Genomic DNA, 19,133 nt, shown 5'->3' with positions numbered 1-19,133 from the left:
GCACCCCATGTCATTGTGTGCTGGCAATATAGTCGAGCGCCCCCGAATACCTACCAGACGGGACAAAGGGGATATCTATCTCATAGTCATTACTGAGAGAGTCGCCGTTCTGCGCCGAGGGGCTGGACTGGTCGTGGACCGGAACCCGGGTGATGGCCGAGAGAGGCTGGAAGGTGGACGTACCGCTCTCACGGACCTTCAGGTTGGAGATCGGGATGGTGGCATCGGTGCCCGGCGCTGTGAGTGCCGGGGCGGCACTCCGGACGGTGACGGTGTAGCCGGCGGGGCTGTTGGTGACGACGGTCATCGTCACGGCGCCGTCGCCGCGGACCGTGGTGTGCGGGAGACCGGTCAGCGTGAAGCTGCTGGTGAGGTCGCTGAGGACGATGCTCTGGGCGATGACGTCGGTGTTCGCGGTGCACCGGACATCGGTGCCGCCGGTCGGGCAGTTGGCGCCGACGGCGGTCGAGACGGCGGTGTTGGTGAGGAGGCCGTTGCCGCTGTCCGGGTTGGCCGCGGTGACGGAGTAGGCGATGGTGGCGGTGGCTCCGATGGCGAGGCCGCCGGTCCAGGTCAGATCGGGCGCGGCGTAGGAGACGATGCCCGAGGTGGCGGAGGCGTCGGCGTTGTAGGTGGCGTCGTCCAGCACACCGCTCAGCGAGTCGATGAAGGTCGCCGGGTTGTAGGAGGTCTGTCCGGTGTTGGCGACCGTGATGGTGTAGTGGACGGTGCCGCCGGCCACGATCTCCGATACGTCGGCGACCTTGGTGATCGTGAGGGCCGGGACGAGAACGGTGACCCTGGCGATGCAGGCCGGGTCGGTGTTGCCGGCCGGGCAGTTATTGCCGAGCGCCGTTGAGGTGACCGTGTTGTAGAGGTTCTTGTCGCCCGGATCCGGATCACGCACGGTGATGGTGTAGGTGATGACAGCGGTGGCTCCGATGGCCAGGTCACCGGTCCAGGTCAGGTCGGGGCTGGTGTAGCTGAGGGTGCCGGTGGTCGCGGTGGCGTCGTTGTTGTAGACGGCGTCGGTCAGCACTCCGGACAGCGAGTCGGTGACGCTCGTACCGGTATAGGAGGTCGGCCCGGTGTTGGCGACGGTCACCGTGTAGGTGATCGTTCCTCCGGGTGTGATGGTCGCCGTGTCGGCGGTCTTGGTGATGGCGAGTTGTGGATCGAGGATGGTGACGGTGGTGGTGCAGGCCGGGTTGGTTCCGCCCACCGGGCAGGTGTTGCCCGGCGTCGCCGAGGTGATGGAGCTGGTCATCGTGCTGCCCCCGGTGTGGGGGTTGTTGACCGTCAACGAGGCGGTCAACGTCACCGTGGCCCCGATCGCCACATCACCGGTCCAGGTGACCGAACCGTCCGGATTGAAGTTCAGGCTGCCGGAGCTGACCGTGGCGTCACCGTTGTAGGTCGCGTTGTCCAGAGCGCCCGCGAGAACGAAGGTGAAGCTCGCATTCGTGTACGGCGTCTGCCCGGTGTTGGCGACCAGCACCGTGTAACGCACCACACCGGTCGGAACGGTGGTGCTCACATCGGTCGCACTGACGATCGTCAGCTCCGAGACCCCGACAGTGGTGGCACATCGAGGGTCGGGGCCGCCGGATGGGCAGTTACTGCCCGATGTCGCGGAGACCACCGCATTCGTGAGGCTCTTGTCACCCGTATCCGGGGACTTCACCGTGACGGAGTAGGTGATGGTCGCCACGGCGGTGGGGCCCAGCGCGCCGGTCCAGGTGAGATCGGGGCTTGAGTAGGAGACGGCGCCGGTCGACGCCGCGACGTCAGCGTTGTAAATCGCGTCGTCCAGCACACCCGAGAGCGAGTCGGTCAGCGTCGCCGCCGGGTAGGAGGTCTGCCCGGTGTTGGTCACCTTGATCGTGTAGTGCACGGTGGCACCCGGGGTCGTGGTGGCCGCGTCCGCGGTTTTCACGATCGTCAGAGCCGGGGTGAGCACGCCGACCGTGACGCCGCAGGCCGCGGTACGACCCGCGGCGGAGCAATTGCTGCCTACCGCCGTGGAGGAGACCGCGTTGGACATGATCTTGTCGCCTAGGTCCGGATTGTTGACGTGAACCGAATAGGTGATCGTCACGGTGGCACCGACCGATACGTCACCGGTCCAGGTCAGGACCTCACCGGAGAGCGACACCGTCCCCGCCGTCGCGGCGGCGTTGGCGTTGTAGGTCGCGTCGTCCAGCACACCCGTCAGCGAGTCGGTGACGTCGATCCCGGCATACGGAGTCTCGCCGGTGTTGTGGACCGTGATCGTGTAGCCGATCGTGCCCCCGGGGACCGTCGCCGGCGCGCTCGCTGTCTTGGTGATGGTGAGTGCGGGCAGCAGAACGGTCACTGTCGCGGTGCACTGTGGGTCTCCGCTCCCGGCCGCGCAGTTGTTGCCCGGAGCGCTCGAAGCGGTCGTGCTGCTGATGGTCCGGTTACCGGTGTCGGGATTCTTGACCGTGAAGGATGACGACAGCACGACCTGGCCTCCGATCGGGACGTCCCCCGTCCACACCAACCCGGTCTGGCCGATCGACATCGTCCCCGAGGAGGCGGTCTCGTCCCCATTGGGGATCACGTCATCCAGCAGCTCAGTACCGTCGAAAGAGACGCTGACGTCCGTGTACGGGGTTTGGCCGGTGTTGGTGAAGGTGCTGGTGAAGCGGATCACCCCACCCGGTGTCGTGGTCGAGACGTCCGAACTGGTGACGATGGTCAGGCTGGAGACGGTGACCCTGGCAGCGCAGCGCGGGTCGGTACCTCCGGCCAGGCAGTTGCCGGTGGGGGAACTGGACGTGAGGGTGTTGGCCAGAATGTCGTCGCCGGTGGGCGAGGCGTGCACGGTCACCGAATAGGTGACGGTGACCAACCCCGAGGCGGGCACATTGCCTGTCCAGGTGAGGTTGGGCGCGGTGTAACCGACGGTGCCACTGGTGGCGGCGGCGTCAGCGTTGTACGTGGCGTCGTCGAGCACGTCCGACAGCGGGTCGGTGAAGGTCGCCCCTATGTACGGCGTGGCCGCGGAGTTGGTGATGGTGACCGTGTAGGAGACCACCCCTCCCCGCACGGTGGAGCTCGCGCCGGCTGTCTTGGTGAACGTCAACACGGTGGTATCGGTGATGGGGATGGTCACGGTGCACTTGGAGTGCGGCGCCGCCGGCGGGCAGTCGCTGCCGGACGTGGGTGAGGTCATCGCGTTGACCAGACTGCGGTCACCGAGGACGGGGTTGTCGACGACGATCGTGTACGTAAGGGTCGCGGACGCACCGATGGCCAGATCCCCGGTCCAGGTCACATTCGGCGCGGTGTAGCCGACGGTCCCAGAGGTGGCGGTGACGTCGTTGCCGTACGCGGCGTCGTCGAGCACCCCGGACAGATCATCGATCAGGGTGGCACCGGTGTACGGGATCTGCCCGGTGTTGGTGACCGTGATCGTGTAGGTGATGGTGGAGCCGGCCAGCGCGGTCGTCTGGTCGGCGGTCTTGAGGATGTCCAGGGCCGGGGTGAGGACGACCGCGTTCGCCGTACAAGCCGGGCTCCCGCTGCCGGGCGGGCAGGTGCTGCCCACGGCGCTGGAGGCGACGGTGTTGGTCAGCAGCTTGTCCCCCGGGTCGGGGTCGAGAACGGTGACGCTGTAGGTGATGGTCGCGGTGGCGCCGACCGCCAGGTCGCCGGTCCAGGTCAGTACAGGCGCGGCGTAGGAGACGATGCCGCTGGAGGCGGCGGCGTCGGCGTTGTAGGTCGCGTCGTCGAGCACCCCGGTCAGGCTGTCGGTCACGACCGCACCGGTGTACGCGGTCTGTCCCGTGTTGTGGACGACGACCGTGTAGCCGACGACCCCGCCGGGAACCTGAGTGCCGGTGTCCTCGGACTTGGTGATGGTCAGGGCAGGCAGGAGGACGTCCAGCCGGGCGGTGCACTGGGGGTCGGTTCCGCCGGAGGGGCAGTTGTTGCCCGGGGCGGCGGACAGCAGAGTTCCGGTGAGAACCTTGTTCCCTGGATCGGGATTCCGCACGGTGAGGGTGCCGGTGATGGTGACGACGCCGCCGACGGGGATGTCGCCGGTCCAGGTGATGCTGCTGGCGTTCAGCACCAGCGTGCCCGAACTGGCGACTTGGTCACCGTTGGGGATGGCGTCGTCGATCGTCCCCGCGGTGCCGGCCGAGACGCTGATCCCGGTGTACGGGGTCTGCCCGGTGTTGGTGAACGTGGCGGACAGATGCACCACCGACCCCGGTGTCGTGCTGGACTCCTCGTAGCTCTGAGTGAGCAGCAGCCGGGAGAGTTTGACCGTGACCGTGCAGCGAGCGTCCTGGCCGCCGGCCGGGCAGTTGTTGCCGGTAGTGGCCGAGACGGCCGTGTTGGTGAGAAGGCCGTCTCCGTCGTCGGGGGTGTGGACCGTGACGGTGTAGGTGATGGTCGCGGTGGCTCCTACCGCCAAATTCCCGGTCCAGGTCAGGGTGGGATCGGCGTAGGACACCACGCCTGAGGTCGCGGACGCGTCGGCGTTGTAGTTGGCGTCGTCCAGCACCCCGGTCAGGGAGTCGGTGAACGTGGCCCCGGTGTAGGGAGTCTGACCGGAGTTGACGACGGTGACGGTGTAGTGAACGGTGCCGCCGGTCACGACGGTCGCGGTGTCCGCGGTCTTGGAGATGGTGAGGCCCGGGACCAGGACGATGACGGTGGCGGTGCAGGCTGGGGCGGCACCTTCGGTGGGGCAGTTGTTGCCCAGCGCGGTCGAGGTGGTCGCGTTGGTGATGATCTTGTCGCCGGGGTCGGGGTCCTTGACGGTGACGGTGTAGGTGATGGTGGCCGAGGCCCCGACGGCCAGGTCACCGGTCCAGGTCAGGTCGGGACTGGTGTAGCTGAGGCTGCCGGTGGTCGCAGTGGCGTCGTTGTTGTAGACGGCGTCGTTCAGCACTCGGGACAGGGAGTCGGTGATGCTCGCGCCGGTGTAGGCGGTGGGGCCGGTGTTGGCGATGGCGACCGTGTAGGTGATCGTCTCACCGGGTTTGATCGTGGCCACATTCGCCGTCGTTGTGATGCTCAGCTCCGGATCGAGGATGGTGACCGTGGTGGTGCAGGCCGGGTTGGTTCCGCCCACCGGGCAGGTGTTGCCCGGCGTCGCCGAGGTGATGGAGCTGGTCATCGTGCTGCCCCCGGTGTGGGGGTTGTTGACCGTCAACGACGCGGTCATCGTCACCGTGGCCCCGATCGCCACATCACCGGTCCAGGTGACCGAACCGTCCGGATTGAAGTTCAGGCTGCCGGAGCTGACCGTGGCGTCACCGTTGTAGGTGGCATTGTCGAGGGCACCGGCCAGGACGAAGGTGAAACTGGCATTCGTGTACGGCGTCTGCCCGGTGTTGGCGACCAGCACCGTGTAACGCACCACACCGGTCGGAACAGTGGTGCTCACATCGGTCGAGCTGGTGATCGTCAGCTGGGGGATCAATGCGGTGACGGCCGCCGTACAGCGGGAGTCACTCCCCCCTGCCGGGCAGTTGCTGCCCGCGCTGGCCGAGATCACCGTGTTGGTCAGGCTCTTGTCACCCGTGTCCGGGGTGTTCACCGTCACCGAATAGGTGACCGTGACGGATCCACCGACCGACAGGTTCCCGCTCCACGTCAACGTCGGGCTCGTGAACGAGACCGTGCCCGACGTCGCGGACGCGTCGGAGTTGTAGACCGCGTCGTCGAGCACGTTCGACAGCGGGTCGGAGAACGTCGCCGCCGCGTACGCGGCCTTGCCGACGTTGGTGACCGTGATGGTGTAGTGCACGGTCTCACCTGGCGTCGCCGTGGCCACGTCCGCGGTCTTGGTGATCGTCATGGCGAGCAGGTTGACCGTTGCCGTGCATCTGGTGTCGGTGACGCCCGCCGCGCAGTTGGCACCGAGGGTGGTGGAGGTGACGGTGTTGGACAGGACACCCTCACCCGAGCCCACGGGCTTGACGGTCATCGAATAGGTGATCGTCGCCGTGGCACCGGCTGCCAGATTGCCGGTCCAGGTCACGTTCGGGCTGGTGTAGGCGACCGCCCCCGAGGATGCGGCGACGTCACCGTTGTACGTGGCCTCGTCCAGCGCCTCCGTGAGCGCATCGGTGAAATTTATTCCGTTGAACGGGCCTGTGCCGGTGTTGCGGACGGTGACCGTGTAGTGGACGGTCGCCCCCGGCGCTGCCGCCGTCGTGTCGGCCGTCTTGGTGATGACAATGGGCCCGGCCCCGATGACGAGGGTCGCCGCCCTGGTGTCGCTCTGGTTGTTGGCGTCGGTGACCTTCACGGTGAAGGGGTAACTTCCCCCGGTCGTCGGCGTACCGGACAACAATCCGGTGGCGGCATTGAGCGTGAGACCGGGCGGCAGACTCCCCACACTGACCGACCAGACGAACGGCCCCGTACCCCCACTCATGGTGAGCTGGACACTGTAGGCGATTCCCACCTGCCCGGCAGGCGGCGGCGGGAAGGTCAACGTCGGGCTGGCGGCGATGACGAGGGTCGCCGCCCTGGTGTCGCTCTGGTTGTTGGCGTCGGTGACCTTCACGGTGAAGGGGTAACTTCCCCCGGTCGTCGGCGTACCGGACAACAATCCGGTGGCGGCATTGAGCGTGAGACCGGGCGGCAGACTCCCCACACTGACCGACCAGACGAACGGCCCCGTACCGCCACTCATGGTGAGCTGGACGCTGTAGGCGATTCCCACCTGCCCGGCCGGCGGCGGCGGGAAGGTCAACGTCGGCGAGGCGTTCGGGGTGACCACGGTCGAGTGTGCCGACGCGGGGCCGGGCCCCGCGAGGTTCTGGGCGGTGACGGTGAAGGTGTACGCGGTGCCGGGTGTCAGACCGGTGGCGGTCTGGGTGGTCCCGGTGCCGGTGAAGGTCTGGGGTGTCTGGGCCACGGCGCCGATGTAGGGCGTGATGATGTATCCGGTGATGGGGCTCCCGCCGTCAGCGGGGGCCGTCCAGGTCAGCGTGGCCGACGAGTCCCCGGCGGTGGCGGCGGTGATGGTGGGCTGACCGGGCACGGCGTACGGGACCACCGCGTTGGACTGCGGGCTGGCCGTACTGGTGCCGATCGCGTTCACCGCCGCGACGGTGAAGGTGTAGGAGGCCCCGACTGTCAATCCGGTCAGCGTCCGGGTGAGGGTGGAGGCGTCGTAGGACTGCACCGTCTGGGCGACGCCGTTGCGGTAGGGCGTCACGAGGTATCCGGTGATGACATTGCCGTTGTTGGCCGGAGCCACCCAGGTCACGGTGGCGCTGGCGGCACCGGCGGTGGCCGTGGGAGCGGCCGGGGTGGCCGGCTTGGTGGTGTAGACGTAGTTCGCCGCTCCAGCGACACCGTCGGTCACCACTGTCACGGTCACCGTGGTGGCCGCGGCTCGAACCGGCATCGAGGAGATGCTGAGCGTGCCGTTGCCGTTGTCGGTGAAACATCCTGCCGCGGGCCCGGAGACGCAAGGCAGCAGAACGACCGGTGTGCCTGCCTGTTGCTCGGCGGTGGTGCCGATCTCGATCGCGTTCGCGCCGATGAGATTGCTTCCGCTGACCGTGACGGCGTTCCCCCCGGCGATCGTGCCGGTGGCAGGGGTGAGGGTGATGCCGGACGGGGCGGCTGGAATCGTCCCGACGATCGTGGTGGTCGCGATGCCGGGGTTGGCGTCGTTCGACGAGGCCGTGGCGGTGGACGACGACTGGACCAGCGCGGGCGTCACACTGCTGCCGGTGACGATACCGACGACGGTGATGGCCGGCAGGACGGCCCCTGCGGCGAAGGGGGTGTTGCTGTTGGTGCAGGTGATCTGCTGCCCGATGGGAGACCCGCACACCCAGCCTGTCCCGAACGCCCCTACCGGTACAACCCCGGACGGCAGCGTGTCGGTGACCGAGATCGGAGCGGTCTCACTGCTGCCCGAGGCCGCCACGCTGGCGACCACGGTGTAGGTCACCGGCCCACCGGGCTGCGGCGAGGAACCGTTGTAGCTGGTCTCGGTCACGTTCAGGCTCGGAACGGTGCTGAAGCTGACCACCTTGGCGTTGTCGATCTCGTGATAGTCGGTGGACCCTCCGGTGGAGCCCACCCAGCCGAACGAGAGCTGGCGGGGGATGCCGTTCGCGTTGAGCCAGGTCGACGAGGGGTACAACGTCGGCGGGACCACGGGCAGGGTGCCCTGCAGTGTCTTCTGTGTGCCGCCGATCGGGGTGAACACGACCTTGTAACTGCCGGCGGCGACCGTGAGGCCGGAGGCCGTGACAAAGCTCGACCCCGTGGGATTGATGACCACCTCGACCGGCACCAGGGCACTACTGCGACTGTTCGCGCTCGAATGGAGTGCGAGCGCGGGGGAGGAAGTGGTGGTCGCAGTGCTGTTGATCGCGCAGTAGCCGGTGGTACCGCTTCCTGGACCGCGGACGACCACCTGCCCAGGTACCTGCCCGCCGATGTAAGGGGGATCGGTACAGTTGGTTCCCTCGTTGACGCTGTTGCTGAAGTTTCCGAAGACATCGACCCCGACCCCGATGTAGGCGTTGGCCAGGCCGGAGAGGTTTCCCGTTTTGCTGGAGGAGTAGCCCAGTGCTCCCCCACGCTGCCCGATGGTGGCCGGTGGTAGCGGGTTGGCCGGATCCGCCGCGGCCACCACGAAAGCGATCCCGTCGGCCGAGGTACCGCCATACTGATAGCTGTTGAACGTCACGTCCAAGCCTTGCGACGTGGGCACGCTGGTGGCCCCGAACAGGCCACCCTCCTGAGAGACCGTCGCGTTGGTGAGGCGTAGCGCGCCGGATCCGGAAGCGTCGGTGTTGGTCGGGCAGGTGTGCAAGCCGGTGCCGGTGTTCCCCCTCGCGGTCAGGCACGCGGCATTCGCCACGCCCGCGCTGGCCGGCAGCGCCGGCAGGTTCACCGGATAGGCGGCATCCGCGGTGCTGGTCTTGAAGGGCTGGTCGAACAGCGTGGTACCGGCCGCGTACGCGACCGTATGTGACGGGAACACGACCAAGGTGGCGCCGAGCATGCCCGCGAGCGCGACCCGGCTGATCAGACGGCGGACTCGGGGCGCCCACGCCCGCAGCCTTCGCTGCGCGGATCCGACAGCGGAGACCTGCAGTTCACGCATGGGGACCGTCCGCGTGCATGGCGGCCGCCGCCGCCAGCACCTTGGCCCGATATCGCCGCCGCACGAACCAGCCGAGCAGCAGAATCATCGCGATCGTGGCAAGCAGGATCCCCAGGAGGTGCACGGGGAAGGTGATGATCCGCACGGTGACGCCGTGCGTCTGCCCACCGGCGCCGACGATGGAAACGGTCGCGTGACAGATGCACATCAGCGGTGGGTCCCAGTTGGTGGTGACCTCGCGGGTCGCACCGCGCAGCACGGTGAAGTCCGGGAACGCGATCTCCTCGCTGCCGATCCGCACCCGCAGTCGCCTGCTGCCCCGGAAGTCATGATGCACCGTGCCGAGATCATGGATCTTCGTAGTGATCGGCACGAGTCCGTGCATGACGAAGCCGGGCGCTTGCAGATCCGTCACCTCGACCGAACTGTCGATGGGGCCTGGGACGGTGATGAACACCGGCGCGGCGATCCCACGATTGATCTTGATGTTGTCCGCGTTCCGGCCGGCCGGGACCTTGAAGATCAGGGCGAGCTGATGGTCCCCCGGTTCTGGCTCATCGGGCATGGCGATCCGCACTGTCACCGTCTTCGTCGCACCGGCCACCAGCCGAAAGTGCGCCGGCCGGACGCTCACCCAGGCCGCCGCGGCATAGGGGGCCTGGGGCTGGAAGTTCATCGCGCCGTGCTCGTCGGTGACGAAGTCGGCCTTCTCGACCGTCACGTCGTACGACGACCGCCCTCCGTTGCGCACCTCGAAGTGCTGGGCGGAGGAGATCGTGCCTGCGGGGACGACCAGGCGCGTCGGGCTCACCTGCAGCGAGAAACCCGGCGTGGGCGGCTGCGTCCCGGCGAAAACGGCCGGGCACTGTGCCCAGAGAAGGCCCAGGACGGCCATGACAGTGCCCAGCACCTGCCGCAGCGGGCGGGACACGACACCGTTCACCGTGTCACCTGTCCGGAGTCGAACGGTTTCATCCGCGCTGTCCTCGCTACGCACAGTGATCAATTGCGCACAGTATCTGGACCGTTACTTCAAGTGTCAAGAATCGTCGCCCGTAGGGCTCATGGGCGGGTCGCGCGGGTTCTGCGGCTAAACAGGGCCGCGGAGAGGGAGTCCCGCCTTGCGATAGATGTCGTCGATGACCGTCATGTTGGCGACGGAGTCCGCCGGCGGGGTCAGCGGCGAGGTGCCCTGCTCCACCGCCGCCACGAAGGCGCGCAGCTGGCAGGTGTACGTCGCGTCGCCCGCGACGCGCTCGCGGCGCCGATGGCCGTCGACGGTCACGGTCATCCGGTGGAAGAGCTGCGGGGCGATGAAGTTCGTGATGCGCAGCGAGCCGCGTTCGCCCTCGACCCGCGCGGCGATCTTGAGCAGGTTTCCCGACCACATGGAGGCGTGGATCCGCCCGGTCGCGCCGGTGGGGAAGCGCAGGTCGGCGGCCATCGCCCGGTCGACGCCCGGCGAGCGCAGCAGGGCCGCCGCGCCCACGACCGAGGGCTCGCCCGGCCCGAGCGTACGCAGGCAGTGCACCGCGTAGCAGCCCGCGTCCATGAGCGCGCCGCCGCCGAGCTTCAGCGAGTAGCGGATGTCGGAGAACTTGGGGAGCGGAAAGCACATCCATGTCTCGACATGCCGGACCTCGCCGAGTTCGGTGGCGACGATCTCGAGCGCCCGTTCCATCAGCGGGTGGTAGCGGTAGTGGAACGCCTCCATCACCACCACGCCGGCCTTCGCGGCGGCGTCCGCGACGGACCGCGCCTCGGCGGCGTTGGAGGTGAACGGCTTCTCGGCGAGCACGTGCTTGCCCGCCTCGATCGCCTTGAGCGTCCACTCGGCGTGCAGGGCGTTCGGCAGCGGGTTGTAGATGGCGTCCAGGGAGGGGTCGGCGATCAGTCGCTCGTAGGAGTCGTGGACGAGCGGGATGCCGTGCTTGGCCGCGAACTTCTGCGCCCGCGACCGATCCCGGGCGGCCACCGCCGCCACTTCGACCTCGGGCACGGCGCGGGCGGGCTTGACGAGCGCCATGGGGGTGATGCGAGCTGCGCCGAGCGTCCCGATTCGCATGATCGCATGATGCCAGACCGCCGTGCCGCGTGTCGTTTTGCCCGGGCTTGACAGCCGATCTGTTGGAGTGGACGGGGTGAGCCGACCTCGCGTATCGAGGCACGAATCGCGTGTGCAGGAAAGGAGCGGCGTGGACAGGATCATCCCGGCCGCGACGCGGTTGTTCGCGGCCCTCGGGTACGACGCGACGACGATGGGGCAGATCGCCGAGGCCGCCGACCTGGACATCGAGACCGTCATGGAACTCGCCGGTTCGAAGCGGGAGCTCTATCTGGCGGTGATGGGGCGCGGTTACACCTCGCAGAAGGCCTTGTTGGAGCACGCCCTCGCTCGTTTGGACGAGTCGGGAGCGCCGCAGCTGGCGGCGAGTGTCCACGCCCTGGTCGACGACTACCTGAACTTCTGCCTCGACAACCCCGACATCTCCGCACTGCTGATGCACCGCTGGCTGGGCGACGCCGCTGATCTGCAGAACCTGGAGCAGATCTACAACGAGCCGTTGGTCCATGCGGTCTACAGCAAGTTCAACAGCGCCGCCGAGGCGGGCCTCATGGACTCCGAGGCCGACGTGGAGCTCTGTGTGCGAGCGATCGCCTGGTCCGTCATCATTTTCGTGCGCTACGCGACGATGAGCACGCCTCTTTCCAGCTTCTCCGAAGGCGAGAGGAGCGTGGACCGCTTCCGCGTCCACCTGCACCGGATCACCACCCGGATGCTCGGTCTGGCGCCTCCGAGCGCGACTTCCTGACTCCCCCGCAGGGGCCTGGTTCCGGCCGACGCGAGATTGCGGAATTCACCACCGAGCGCGCCGAAGAATGCGCCTTTACATGGGGGGATCGCCCCGCGCGATGATGCCACGCGGAGCGATCGTTGTGCGTGGGTCGGTGCTGGTGGGTCAGTGGTTGTTGTGATCCCACCAACCATTGTCGTGGTGGTGATTCCACCAACCATGGCCGTGGCCGTGACCGCCCATGCCGCCACCGCCGCCGCCGCTCTTGCACCACTGCTTGGACCAGTGGCCGTGGCTCCAGCAGTACTTGCACCAGTTGTGGTGGCTGTCCCACTTCCACTTGCAGTTCATGGCCGCGCTCAGCGGCGTGGTGGTCACCTGCTCGGCGGTGGGCGGGCAGGCGCTCGCGGCGCTGGCGGCCTGCGTGGTGGCCGTTCCGGTGACGATGACGGTGGACGCCGCCAGGGCGGCGGTGAGAAGCAGACGCTTGAGCACCAGAGATCACTCCCTGAATGACGATCGTTCCCCGATGATGATGGGGATCGGATGAGAGCGCCGGATTCGGTTTCCCCGGGATACGCCGATACGGCATGAACATATCCCACCATAATCGCGGCGAGCGGCCCGGTCTCCCGGCGGCAGGCAAAACCTCATTTCACAACATGCCGCCAAATAATACGAATGCACCGGATATGTCGTGAAATGCGGGATTGCGTGGGGAGGGACGCGCCAAAGTATCGTGCCGGGAATTCCTCGCCATCGCCGGAGAGGTGATCGGCGCTTCCCCCGGCTCTTCAACGACACGCCAGGAATATGGTAAATGACGGAAAAGGTGATTACCCGGTGCTCGGCCGCGAGCGGCCCTCACTGACCGGCCGCCCGACGGGACCTCCCGGAGAATGGGGCGGCCGCGTACCTGTACGACGGGTCCGCGTCATATGGTGGGCTTTTACTGAGGAATCGGGCCGGTCGGAGTGGTGGTGAGCGGCGAGGGTTGGCTTCGTGTACCGATCGGTCCCGGGTCTCGTCGTTGGCGCACGGTCGGCACCAGCCGGAACATCCTCGCGGTGGCGCGTACGGTCACCTCGGCGAGCCGGCTGCTGGACGTGCTGCCGCTGTTCCGTTCGGACCCTCGCGTCCAGGTGCTGTTCACCGTCGCCGCGGGCTCGGCGTTCGACGACGGGATCGGCGACTATCTGCGGGACGTCGAGGCACGTGTCGTCTCCTGGGCGCAGGCCGTGGACACGCCGTTCGACCTGGCCGTCTCCGCCAGCGCCAACGGCGAGCTGCACCGGCTGAGGGCCCCGCTGCTGCTGGTCCCGCACGGCGCCGGGCACAACCGGCTGCTCCCCGCCGCGGGCGGCGTCTCGGGCCTCGCCCGGCGCCAGCTGGTGCACGACGGCCGGCTCGTACCGGCGGCCATCGCCCTGCCGCACCACGAGCAGCTGACCCGGTTGGCGGGCGAATGCCCGGAGGCGGTGCCTTTGGCCGTGGTGACCGGCGATCCGTGCTTCGACCAGATCCTGGCGAACACCGCGCGGCGCGACCGCTACCGGCGCGCCCTCGGCACCGGTGACCGCAAGCTGGTGCTGATCAGCTCCACCTGGGGCGAACACTCCCTGCTCGGCGCCAACGACGACCTGGTCGCGCGCCTGACTGCCGAGTTGCCGGTGGACGAGTACCAGGTGGTCCTGGCCGCACATCCGAACGTCTGGTACGGCCACGGCGGCCTGCAGGTCCGGCTGTGGCTGGGGGACGCCCTCGACGCCGGCCTGGTGCTGCTCCCTCCCCGGCGGGGCTGGCAGGCGGCGCTCCTGGCGGCGGACGTGGTCGTGGGCGATCACGGGTCGGTCACCTTCTACGGCGCCGCGCTGGGCCGCCCCACCCTCCTGGCCTCGTCCGGTCGCGAGGCGGAGGAGCTCGATCCGGCCTCCCCCACGGCCGCATTGTCCCGGGCACTGCCCCGCCTCGACCCGCGGCGGGACCTGCCCGGGCAGATCGAGCGGATCATGGACACGTACCGGCCGGGCGCTTATGACGAGGTCACCGGGCGGACGCTGGGCGAGTCCGGCCAGGCGGGCACGTTGTTACGGCACGTCGCGTACCGGCTGATGGACCTCGAACCCGGACCCGAGCCCGCCGCCACGGCGCTGCCCGATCCCCTGGGGGAGCGTGGCGAGGTGCTCTCGTTCCTGGTCGAAGCCGAGGTCCAGGACGGCGCCGTGTCCCTGCGCCGTTTCCCGGTGACCGGCGCGGGGCAGCGCTTTTCCGTGACCGGCGAGGGACAGCGCGTACGAGATCCGCATCTCGTCGTGGACGCCGAGGAGCCGGACCGGCGGCGGCTGGAGACCGCCGCCATCATCGTGCGCGGCGACCCGGCCGACGGCTGGGCGGCGGAGACCCTGCGGCGCTACCCCGGCTGTCTCATGGCGGCCGAGGTGACCGGCGCGCGGCGGGTCCGCCTGGCACTGCGGGACGGGCGGCGGTTCGCCGTCACCGCCTCCGCCGGAGCGCGCGGCGACCTCGACCCCCAGTGCCTGCCGTCCGCGGTGTACGGCTGGCTGGCCAACGGCGACGGCCCGCTGACCACCGTCCGGGTCGGCGAACGGGAAGCGACCATCCACCTCGCTTAGCCGCCCAGGCGGGCGCGGAGCTCCTCGGCCTTGGGCAGGTTGCCGGAGGCGAGGCAGACCGCGATGGCCTGCCGCAGATAGCCCCCGGCGTCCCCGTGGTCGAGGTCGGCCAGCAGTTCCAGGGCGCGCGTCTCCTTGGCCGGAATGCGGCGCTCGCGCATGATGTCCGCGGCGATCCGCGCCGAGTGCAGCGCCTGCGCGGAGTGGCCGAGCTCGCGGTGGGCCTCGCCCAGGACGAGGTGGATCTTCCCCTGGCTGAGCTCGTCACCGGCCGAGATCATGAGAGCCAAGGCCCGGTCGAAAACAGCGATCGCCGCTTCGTGCCGACCAGCGCGGCTGTGGACCAGGCCGAGATGGTAGCTCTGCAGGCCGATCCCCCGCGTGTTGCCCAACCCCTCGTGGATGGCCAGCGCGGCGGCGAAGTGGGCGACGGCATCCTCCATCAGCTCCCGGGCCTGGCCGAGCGGCTCCAGGGCGGCCCCCTGAGCCTGGGCAGCCTGCCCGAACGATCCCAGAGCGACCGCCTGGGCCAGGGCGGCCTGCCCGAGCGACTCCAGGACGACCGCCTCCATCCTCGGGTCAGCCGCCTCGCGGGCCGCCCGGTGCGCGTGGACCAGCTCGGCCTGAGCCTGGTCGGTTTCGCCGAGCTCAAGGTGGGCGCGGGCCACCTGGTTCCGCATCCTGGCCTCCACGGCGCGGTCCCCGACGCGGAGCGCCGCGGCCACGCCCAGCCGGTTGGTCTCGATCCAGTCCGCGTAGTGCTTGCGCTCGTGGTAGAGCGGCCACAGGGCCTCGGCCAGTTGCCAGACCAGCTCGTCCCATTCACGTGCCGCCGCCGCGCGCAGCAGCGCGAGCATGTTGGAGCGCTCCTTCTCCAGCCAGTCGAGGGCCGCGCCGGGTGTGGCGAACGGCAGGCCGACGGCCGACAGCCGCTCCCGATGGTCGGCCAGGCGCAGCCGGGGACCCATGGCGGCGTCGGCGGCGGCCACCTGCCCCAGGTACCACTCCGCCACCCGCCACAGCGCCGCCTCCCGTGCCTCGGGCGGGTCCACGCGCCGCGCGCACCGGGCCGCGTGCAGCCGGACCAGGTCGTGGAAGCGGTACGTGTCGTCGTCGAGCTCCTCGACGAGGCTCGCGTCGAGCAGCAGGTCCAGCAGGCGGTCCGGCTCGCTCTCCAGGACGGCCCGCGCCACCCCGGCCGAGAAGCGGGGGCCGGGCAGCGTGCCCAGCAGGCGGTAGAGCCGGGCCGCCGGCTCCGGCAGCCCCGCGTACGCGGAGTCGAAAACCGCTTCGACGATCGCTCTGCCCTCCGTCATCAGGTGGTCCAGCCGTCGTTCGGCATCCCGCAGCTCGCCGACCAGCCGATCGACCGTCCACGTCGGCCGTTGGACCAGCCGCGCCCCGGCCACTCGCAGGGCGATCGGCAGGCCGCCGCACAGCCGTACGAGCTCACTCACCCGCTCCCGCTCGGCGGCGACCCGGTCCTCGCCCAGCATGCCGGACAGGAGTCGTACCCCCTCCTCGTCCTGGAGCGGTGCGACCCTGACCGGCCGCGCGCCCGCGACGAGCAGCTCGCCGAGCTGGTGGTGGCTGGTCACGACGACCGCGCTCGCGGCGGAGGCGGGGAACAGCGGCGTCACCTCGGCGGCGTGCTCGGCGTCGTCCAGCAGCACGAGCAGCCGCAGGTCGGCCGTCATGGACCGGAACATGGCCGCCCGTTCCGGCAGCTCCGCCGGGATCCACTCCTCGTGGACGCCGAACGCGCGCAGGAACCCGCCGAGAACGTCGCTGACCTCGGTGCCGCCTCGGTGCCGCAGCGCCCCGAAGTCGGCGTACAGCTGGCCGTCGCTGAACCGCTCGTGGACCTGGTGTGCCCAGCGGCGGCTGACCGCGCTCTTGCCGACTCCCTTGAGACCGCTGACCACCGCGATCACGGGCCCCTCCTCAAGGAGAAGGAGGCGGTCGAGCAGCGCCAGCTCCGTGGTCCTGTTGACGAAACCGGGCGGCGCGGCGGGCAACTGCCGGGGGATCCGTACGGGCGGCGGAGGCGTGGCGCCTATGGTCACCGACCCTATGTCCCTGGCCTGCACCACCCCGCCGGACACCTGTCCGGACACCTCGTTGCGTATATCAGCGTCATTCGCCTGCCCACCGCTCTCCGGCCCAGCCACGGTTCAGTAGTGTTCCGGCCGCACTGGATCGTGGCAAGCGGAGCGCTAGTCTGAAAGAACGTCCTGATGAAAAGAGCTGCGATGGATCCGAGCGTCATTCCCGCGCTGGCGGCGGTCATCTCCGCGATAGTCGGCGGCGCCGCGGGCGAAGCCGGCAAGAATGCCTGGACCTCTTTGACAGGCCTCGTACGCCGCCGTTTCGGCGACGACGCCGTAGCCGCCATCGAAACAGCGCAAACCCCGGAGGAAACCGCCAAAAGCCTGGTCGAACGCGCCCAGGAAGACGCTGAATTCGGGCAGAACCTGACGTCGTGGACCACGGAGACGGCCCGGCTCGTCCAGACCAAGCACGACGTGTCCAACACGATCAGCGGCGACGCCCGGATCACCGGCCCGGTGCTCCAAGCAGGTGACATTTTCGGGTCGATCAATTTCGGCAAATCCAGTTAGGCCTGAAAGGTCCGCCCAAGACAGCTATTCCAGTTGGTTTGTACGAGTCCTTCCGTTCCCGTCCATAGACCAACCGCCTACGCGCGGATACGTTGCACGTATCCCGATATGACGACACCCCCAAACCCTTGGGAGGACTCTCGCATGTGCGGAATCGCCGGATGGGTGGACTTCAGCCGCGACCTGGCCAGTGAACAAGGCACCGCCCAGGCCATGACCGAGACCATGAGCTGCCGAGGCCCGGACGATCGGGGCCTGTGGCTGTCACCGCACGCCATACTCGGCAACCGGCGGCTCGCGGTCATCGACGTCGAGGGCGGCCACATGCCCATGACGGCCGAGGGCCCGGTCGTCATCACCTACAGCGGGGAGATCTACAACTTCGTCGAGCTGCGGGCCGAGCTGGCGGCCAAGGGGCACCGCTTCCGCACCAGGAGCGACACCGAGGTGGTGCTCCACGGCTATCTCGAATGGGGTGCGGGCGTCGCCGACCGGCTCAACGGCATGTACGCCTTCGCCATCTGGGACGACCGCGACCAGGAGCTCCTGCTGGTGCGCGACCGCCTGGGCGTCAAGCCGCTCTACTACTTCCCACTGCGCGACGGCGTGTTGTTCGGCTCCGAGCCGAAGGCGATCCTCGCCAACCCGCTGGCCGAGCCGGTGGTGGACACCGACGGCCTGCGCGAGCTGCTCACCTTGGGCAGGAGCCCGGAGCGGGCCGTCTTCAAGGGCATGCGCGAGCTGCGCCCGGGCCACCTGCTGCGGGTACGCCGGGAAGGGCTGGCCATCCGCCGCTACTGGGCGCTGGAGCCGCGCGAGCACACCGACGCCCTCGACCGCACCGTCGACACGATTCGCGCCCTGCTCGAAGACATCGTGGGCCGCCAGCTCGTCTCGGACGTGCCCCTGTGCAGCCTGCTGTCGGGCGGCCTGGACTCCAGCACCATCACCGCGATGGCCAAGAAGCACGGGCAGATCCGGTCTTTCGCCGTGGACTTCGCCGGGTACGCGGAGAAGTTCCAGCCCGACGAGCTGCGCGGTGATCCGGACGCGCCGTTCGTCCAGGAGCTCGCGCGCTACGTCGACTCCGACCACACCGACATCACGCTCGACACCGCGGAGCTGACCGACCCGCGCCTGCGGTCGTCGGTGGTGCGTGCCTTCGACATCCCGAACTTCCTCGGTGACATGAACGGCTCCCTGTACATGCTGTTCAGGGCGATCCGCGAGCACTCCACCGTGGCCCTGTCCGGTGAGTCGGCCGATGAGCTGTTCGGTGGGTACGCGTGGTTCCACCTGCCGCAGGCGGTCGAGGCCGACACCTTCCCGTGGCTCGCGATGGTGATGCGTGACCACGATCCGGCCGATCTGCTCGACCGGGCGCTGTTCGACCGGCTCGATCTGTCGTCGTACACCGCCGACACTTACCGGAGCGCGCTGGCCGAGGTGCCGTACCTGCCTGGTCAGAACGGACTCGAACGGCGGATGCGGGAGGTCTGCTACCTGCACCTGACCCGGTTCCTGCCGGTCCTGCTGGACCGCAAGGACCGGTTGAGCATGGCGGTCGGCCTGGAGGTACGCGTGCCGTTCTGCGACCACCGGCTGGTCGAGTACGTCTTCAACACGCCGTGGGCGATGAAGACCTTCGACGGCCGGGAGAAGAGCCTGCTCCGCGCCGCCGCCGGCGACCTGGTGCCCGAGTCGATCCTGCGGCGGGTCAAGAGCCCCTACCCGGCGACCCAGGACGTCGCCTACGAGCAGGCACTGCGCGACACGTTGGCCGACCTCGTCCGCGCCGGGAAGGCGCCGGTCCTGCCGCTGCTCGACGCGGCGGCCGTCAGGGAGATCACCGCGGGCCCGGTCGGCAAGACGACCACGACGATGTCGCGGATGAGCCTGGAGCTGGCCCTGGACCTGAACGTCTGGCTCGAGTCCTACGGCGTCCGCCTGGACCTGTAGA

Annotated in this window: 9 protein-coding genes; 4 read left to right on the top strand and 5 right to left on the bottom strand. The window is 68.7% G+C overall.

Features of this window, described 5'->3' with window-relative positions:
* Positions 1-10 precede the first annotated feature (10 nt).
* The 3 genes from AB0B61_RS11120 to AB0B61_RS11110 form a co-directional block, all read right to left on the bottom strand.
* Positions 11-9,124, bottom strand: a complete 9,114-nt coding sequence (locus AB0B61_RS11120; RefSeq protein WP_358430745.1) for a fibronectin type III domain-containing protein — start codon at positions 9,122-9,124, stop codon at positions 11-13.
* Positions 9,117-10,067 (bottom strand): hypothetical protein, encoded by a 951-nt coding sequence (locus AB0B61_RS11115; RefSeq protein WP_358430743.1) that lies wholly within the window; start codon positions 10,065-10,067, stop codon positions 9,117-9,119. The genes AB0B61_RS11120 and AB0B61_RS11115 overlap by 8 nt, the downstream gene beginning before the upstream one ends.
* 147 nt (positions 10,068-10,214) lie before the next feature.
* Complete coding sequence (locus AB0B61_RS11110) at positions 10,215-11,189, bottom strand: Gfo/Idh/MocA family oxidoreductase (RefSeq protein ID WP_358430740.1); 975 nt, start codon at positions 11,187-11,189, stop codon at positions 10,215-10,217.
* Between the two features lie 130 nt (positions 11,190-11,319).
* Between AB0B61_RS11110 and AB0B61_RS11105 the strand changes: the two genes are divergently transcribed.
* Positions 11,320-11,937: a TetR/AcrR family transcriptional regulator gene (locus AB0B61_RS11105; protein ID WP_358430738.1), complete on the top strand. Its 618-nt coding sequence runs from the start codon at positions 11,320-11,322 to the stop codon at positions 11,935-11,937.
* 147 nt (positions 11,938-12,084) lie between these two features.
* On the opposite strand, the gene AB0B61_RS11100 is transcribed toward AB0B61_RS11105, so the two are convergent.
* Positions 12,085-12,414, bottom strand: a complete 330-nt coding sequence (locus AB0B61_RS11100; protein ID WP_358430737.1) for a hypothetical protein — start codon at positions 12,412-12,414, stop codon at positions 12,085-12,087.
* Between the two features lie 572 nt (positions 12,415-12,986).
* Here AB0B61_RS11100 and AB0B61_RS11095 point away from each other — a divergent pair.
* Positions 12,987-14,552 carry a hypothetical protein gene (locus AB0B61_RS11095; protein WP_358430735.1) on the top strand — a complete coding sequence of 522 codons (1,566 nt, stop codon included), beginning with the start codon at positions 12,987-12,989 and terminating at the stop codon, positions 14,550-14,552.
* On the opposite strand, the gene AB0B61_RS11090 is transcribed toward AB0B61_RS11095, so the two are convergent.
* Positions 14,549-16,669 carry a tetratricopeptide repeat protein gene (locus tag AB0B61_RS11090; protein ID WP_358430733.1) on the bottom strand — a complete coding sequence of 707 codons (2,121 nt, stop codon included), beginning with the start codon at positions 16,667-16,669 and terminating at the stop codon, positions 14,549-14,551. The genes AB0B61_RS11095 and AB0B61_RS11090 overlap by 4 nt on opposite strands.
* A 135-nt stretch (positions 16,670-16,804) precedes the next feature.
* Between AB0B61_RS11090 and AB0B61_RS11085 the strand changes: the two genes are divergently transcribed.
* Together AB0B61_RS11085 and asnB are read left to right on the top strand one after the other, a co-directional pair.
* Positions 16,805-17,173 (top strand): hypothetical protein, encoded by a 369-nt coding sequence (locus tag AB0B61_RS11085; protein ID WP_357938432.1) that lies wholly within the window; start codon positions 16,805-16,807, stop codon positions 17,171-17,173.
* Positions 17,174-17,317: 144 nt separating this feature from the next.
* Positions 17,318-19,132 carry an asparagine synthase (glutamine-hydrolyzing) gene (gene asnB / locus AB0B61_RS11080; protein ID WP_358430731.1) on the top strand — a complete coding sequence of 605 codons (1,815 nt, stop codon included), beginning with the start codon at positions 17,318-17,320 and terminating at the stop codon, positions 19,130-19,132.
* Position 19,133 lies beyond the last annotated feature (1 nt).

It is taken from the genome of Nonomuraea sp. NPDC049158 (genome assembly GCF_040648335.1).
Classification (GTDB): Bacteria; Actinomycetota; Actinomycetes; order Streptosporangiales; family Streptosporangiaceae; genus Nonomuraea.
The sequence above is the reverse complement of the archived record's forward strand: the minus strand, read 5'-3'. Positions and strand labels throughout refer to the sequence as shown.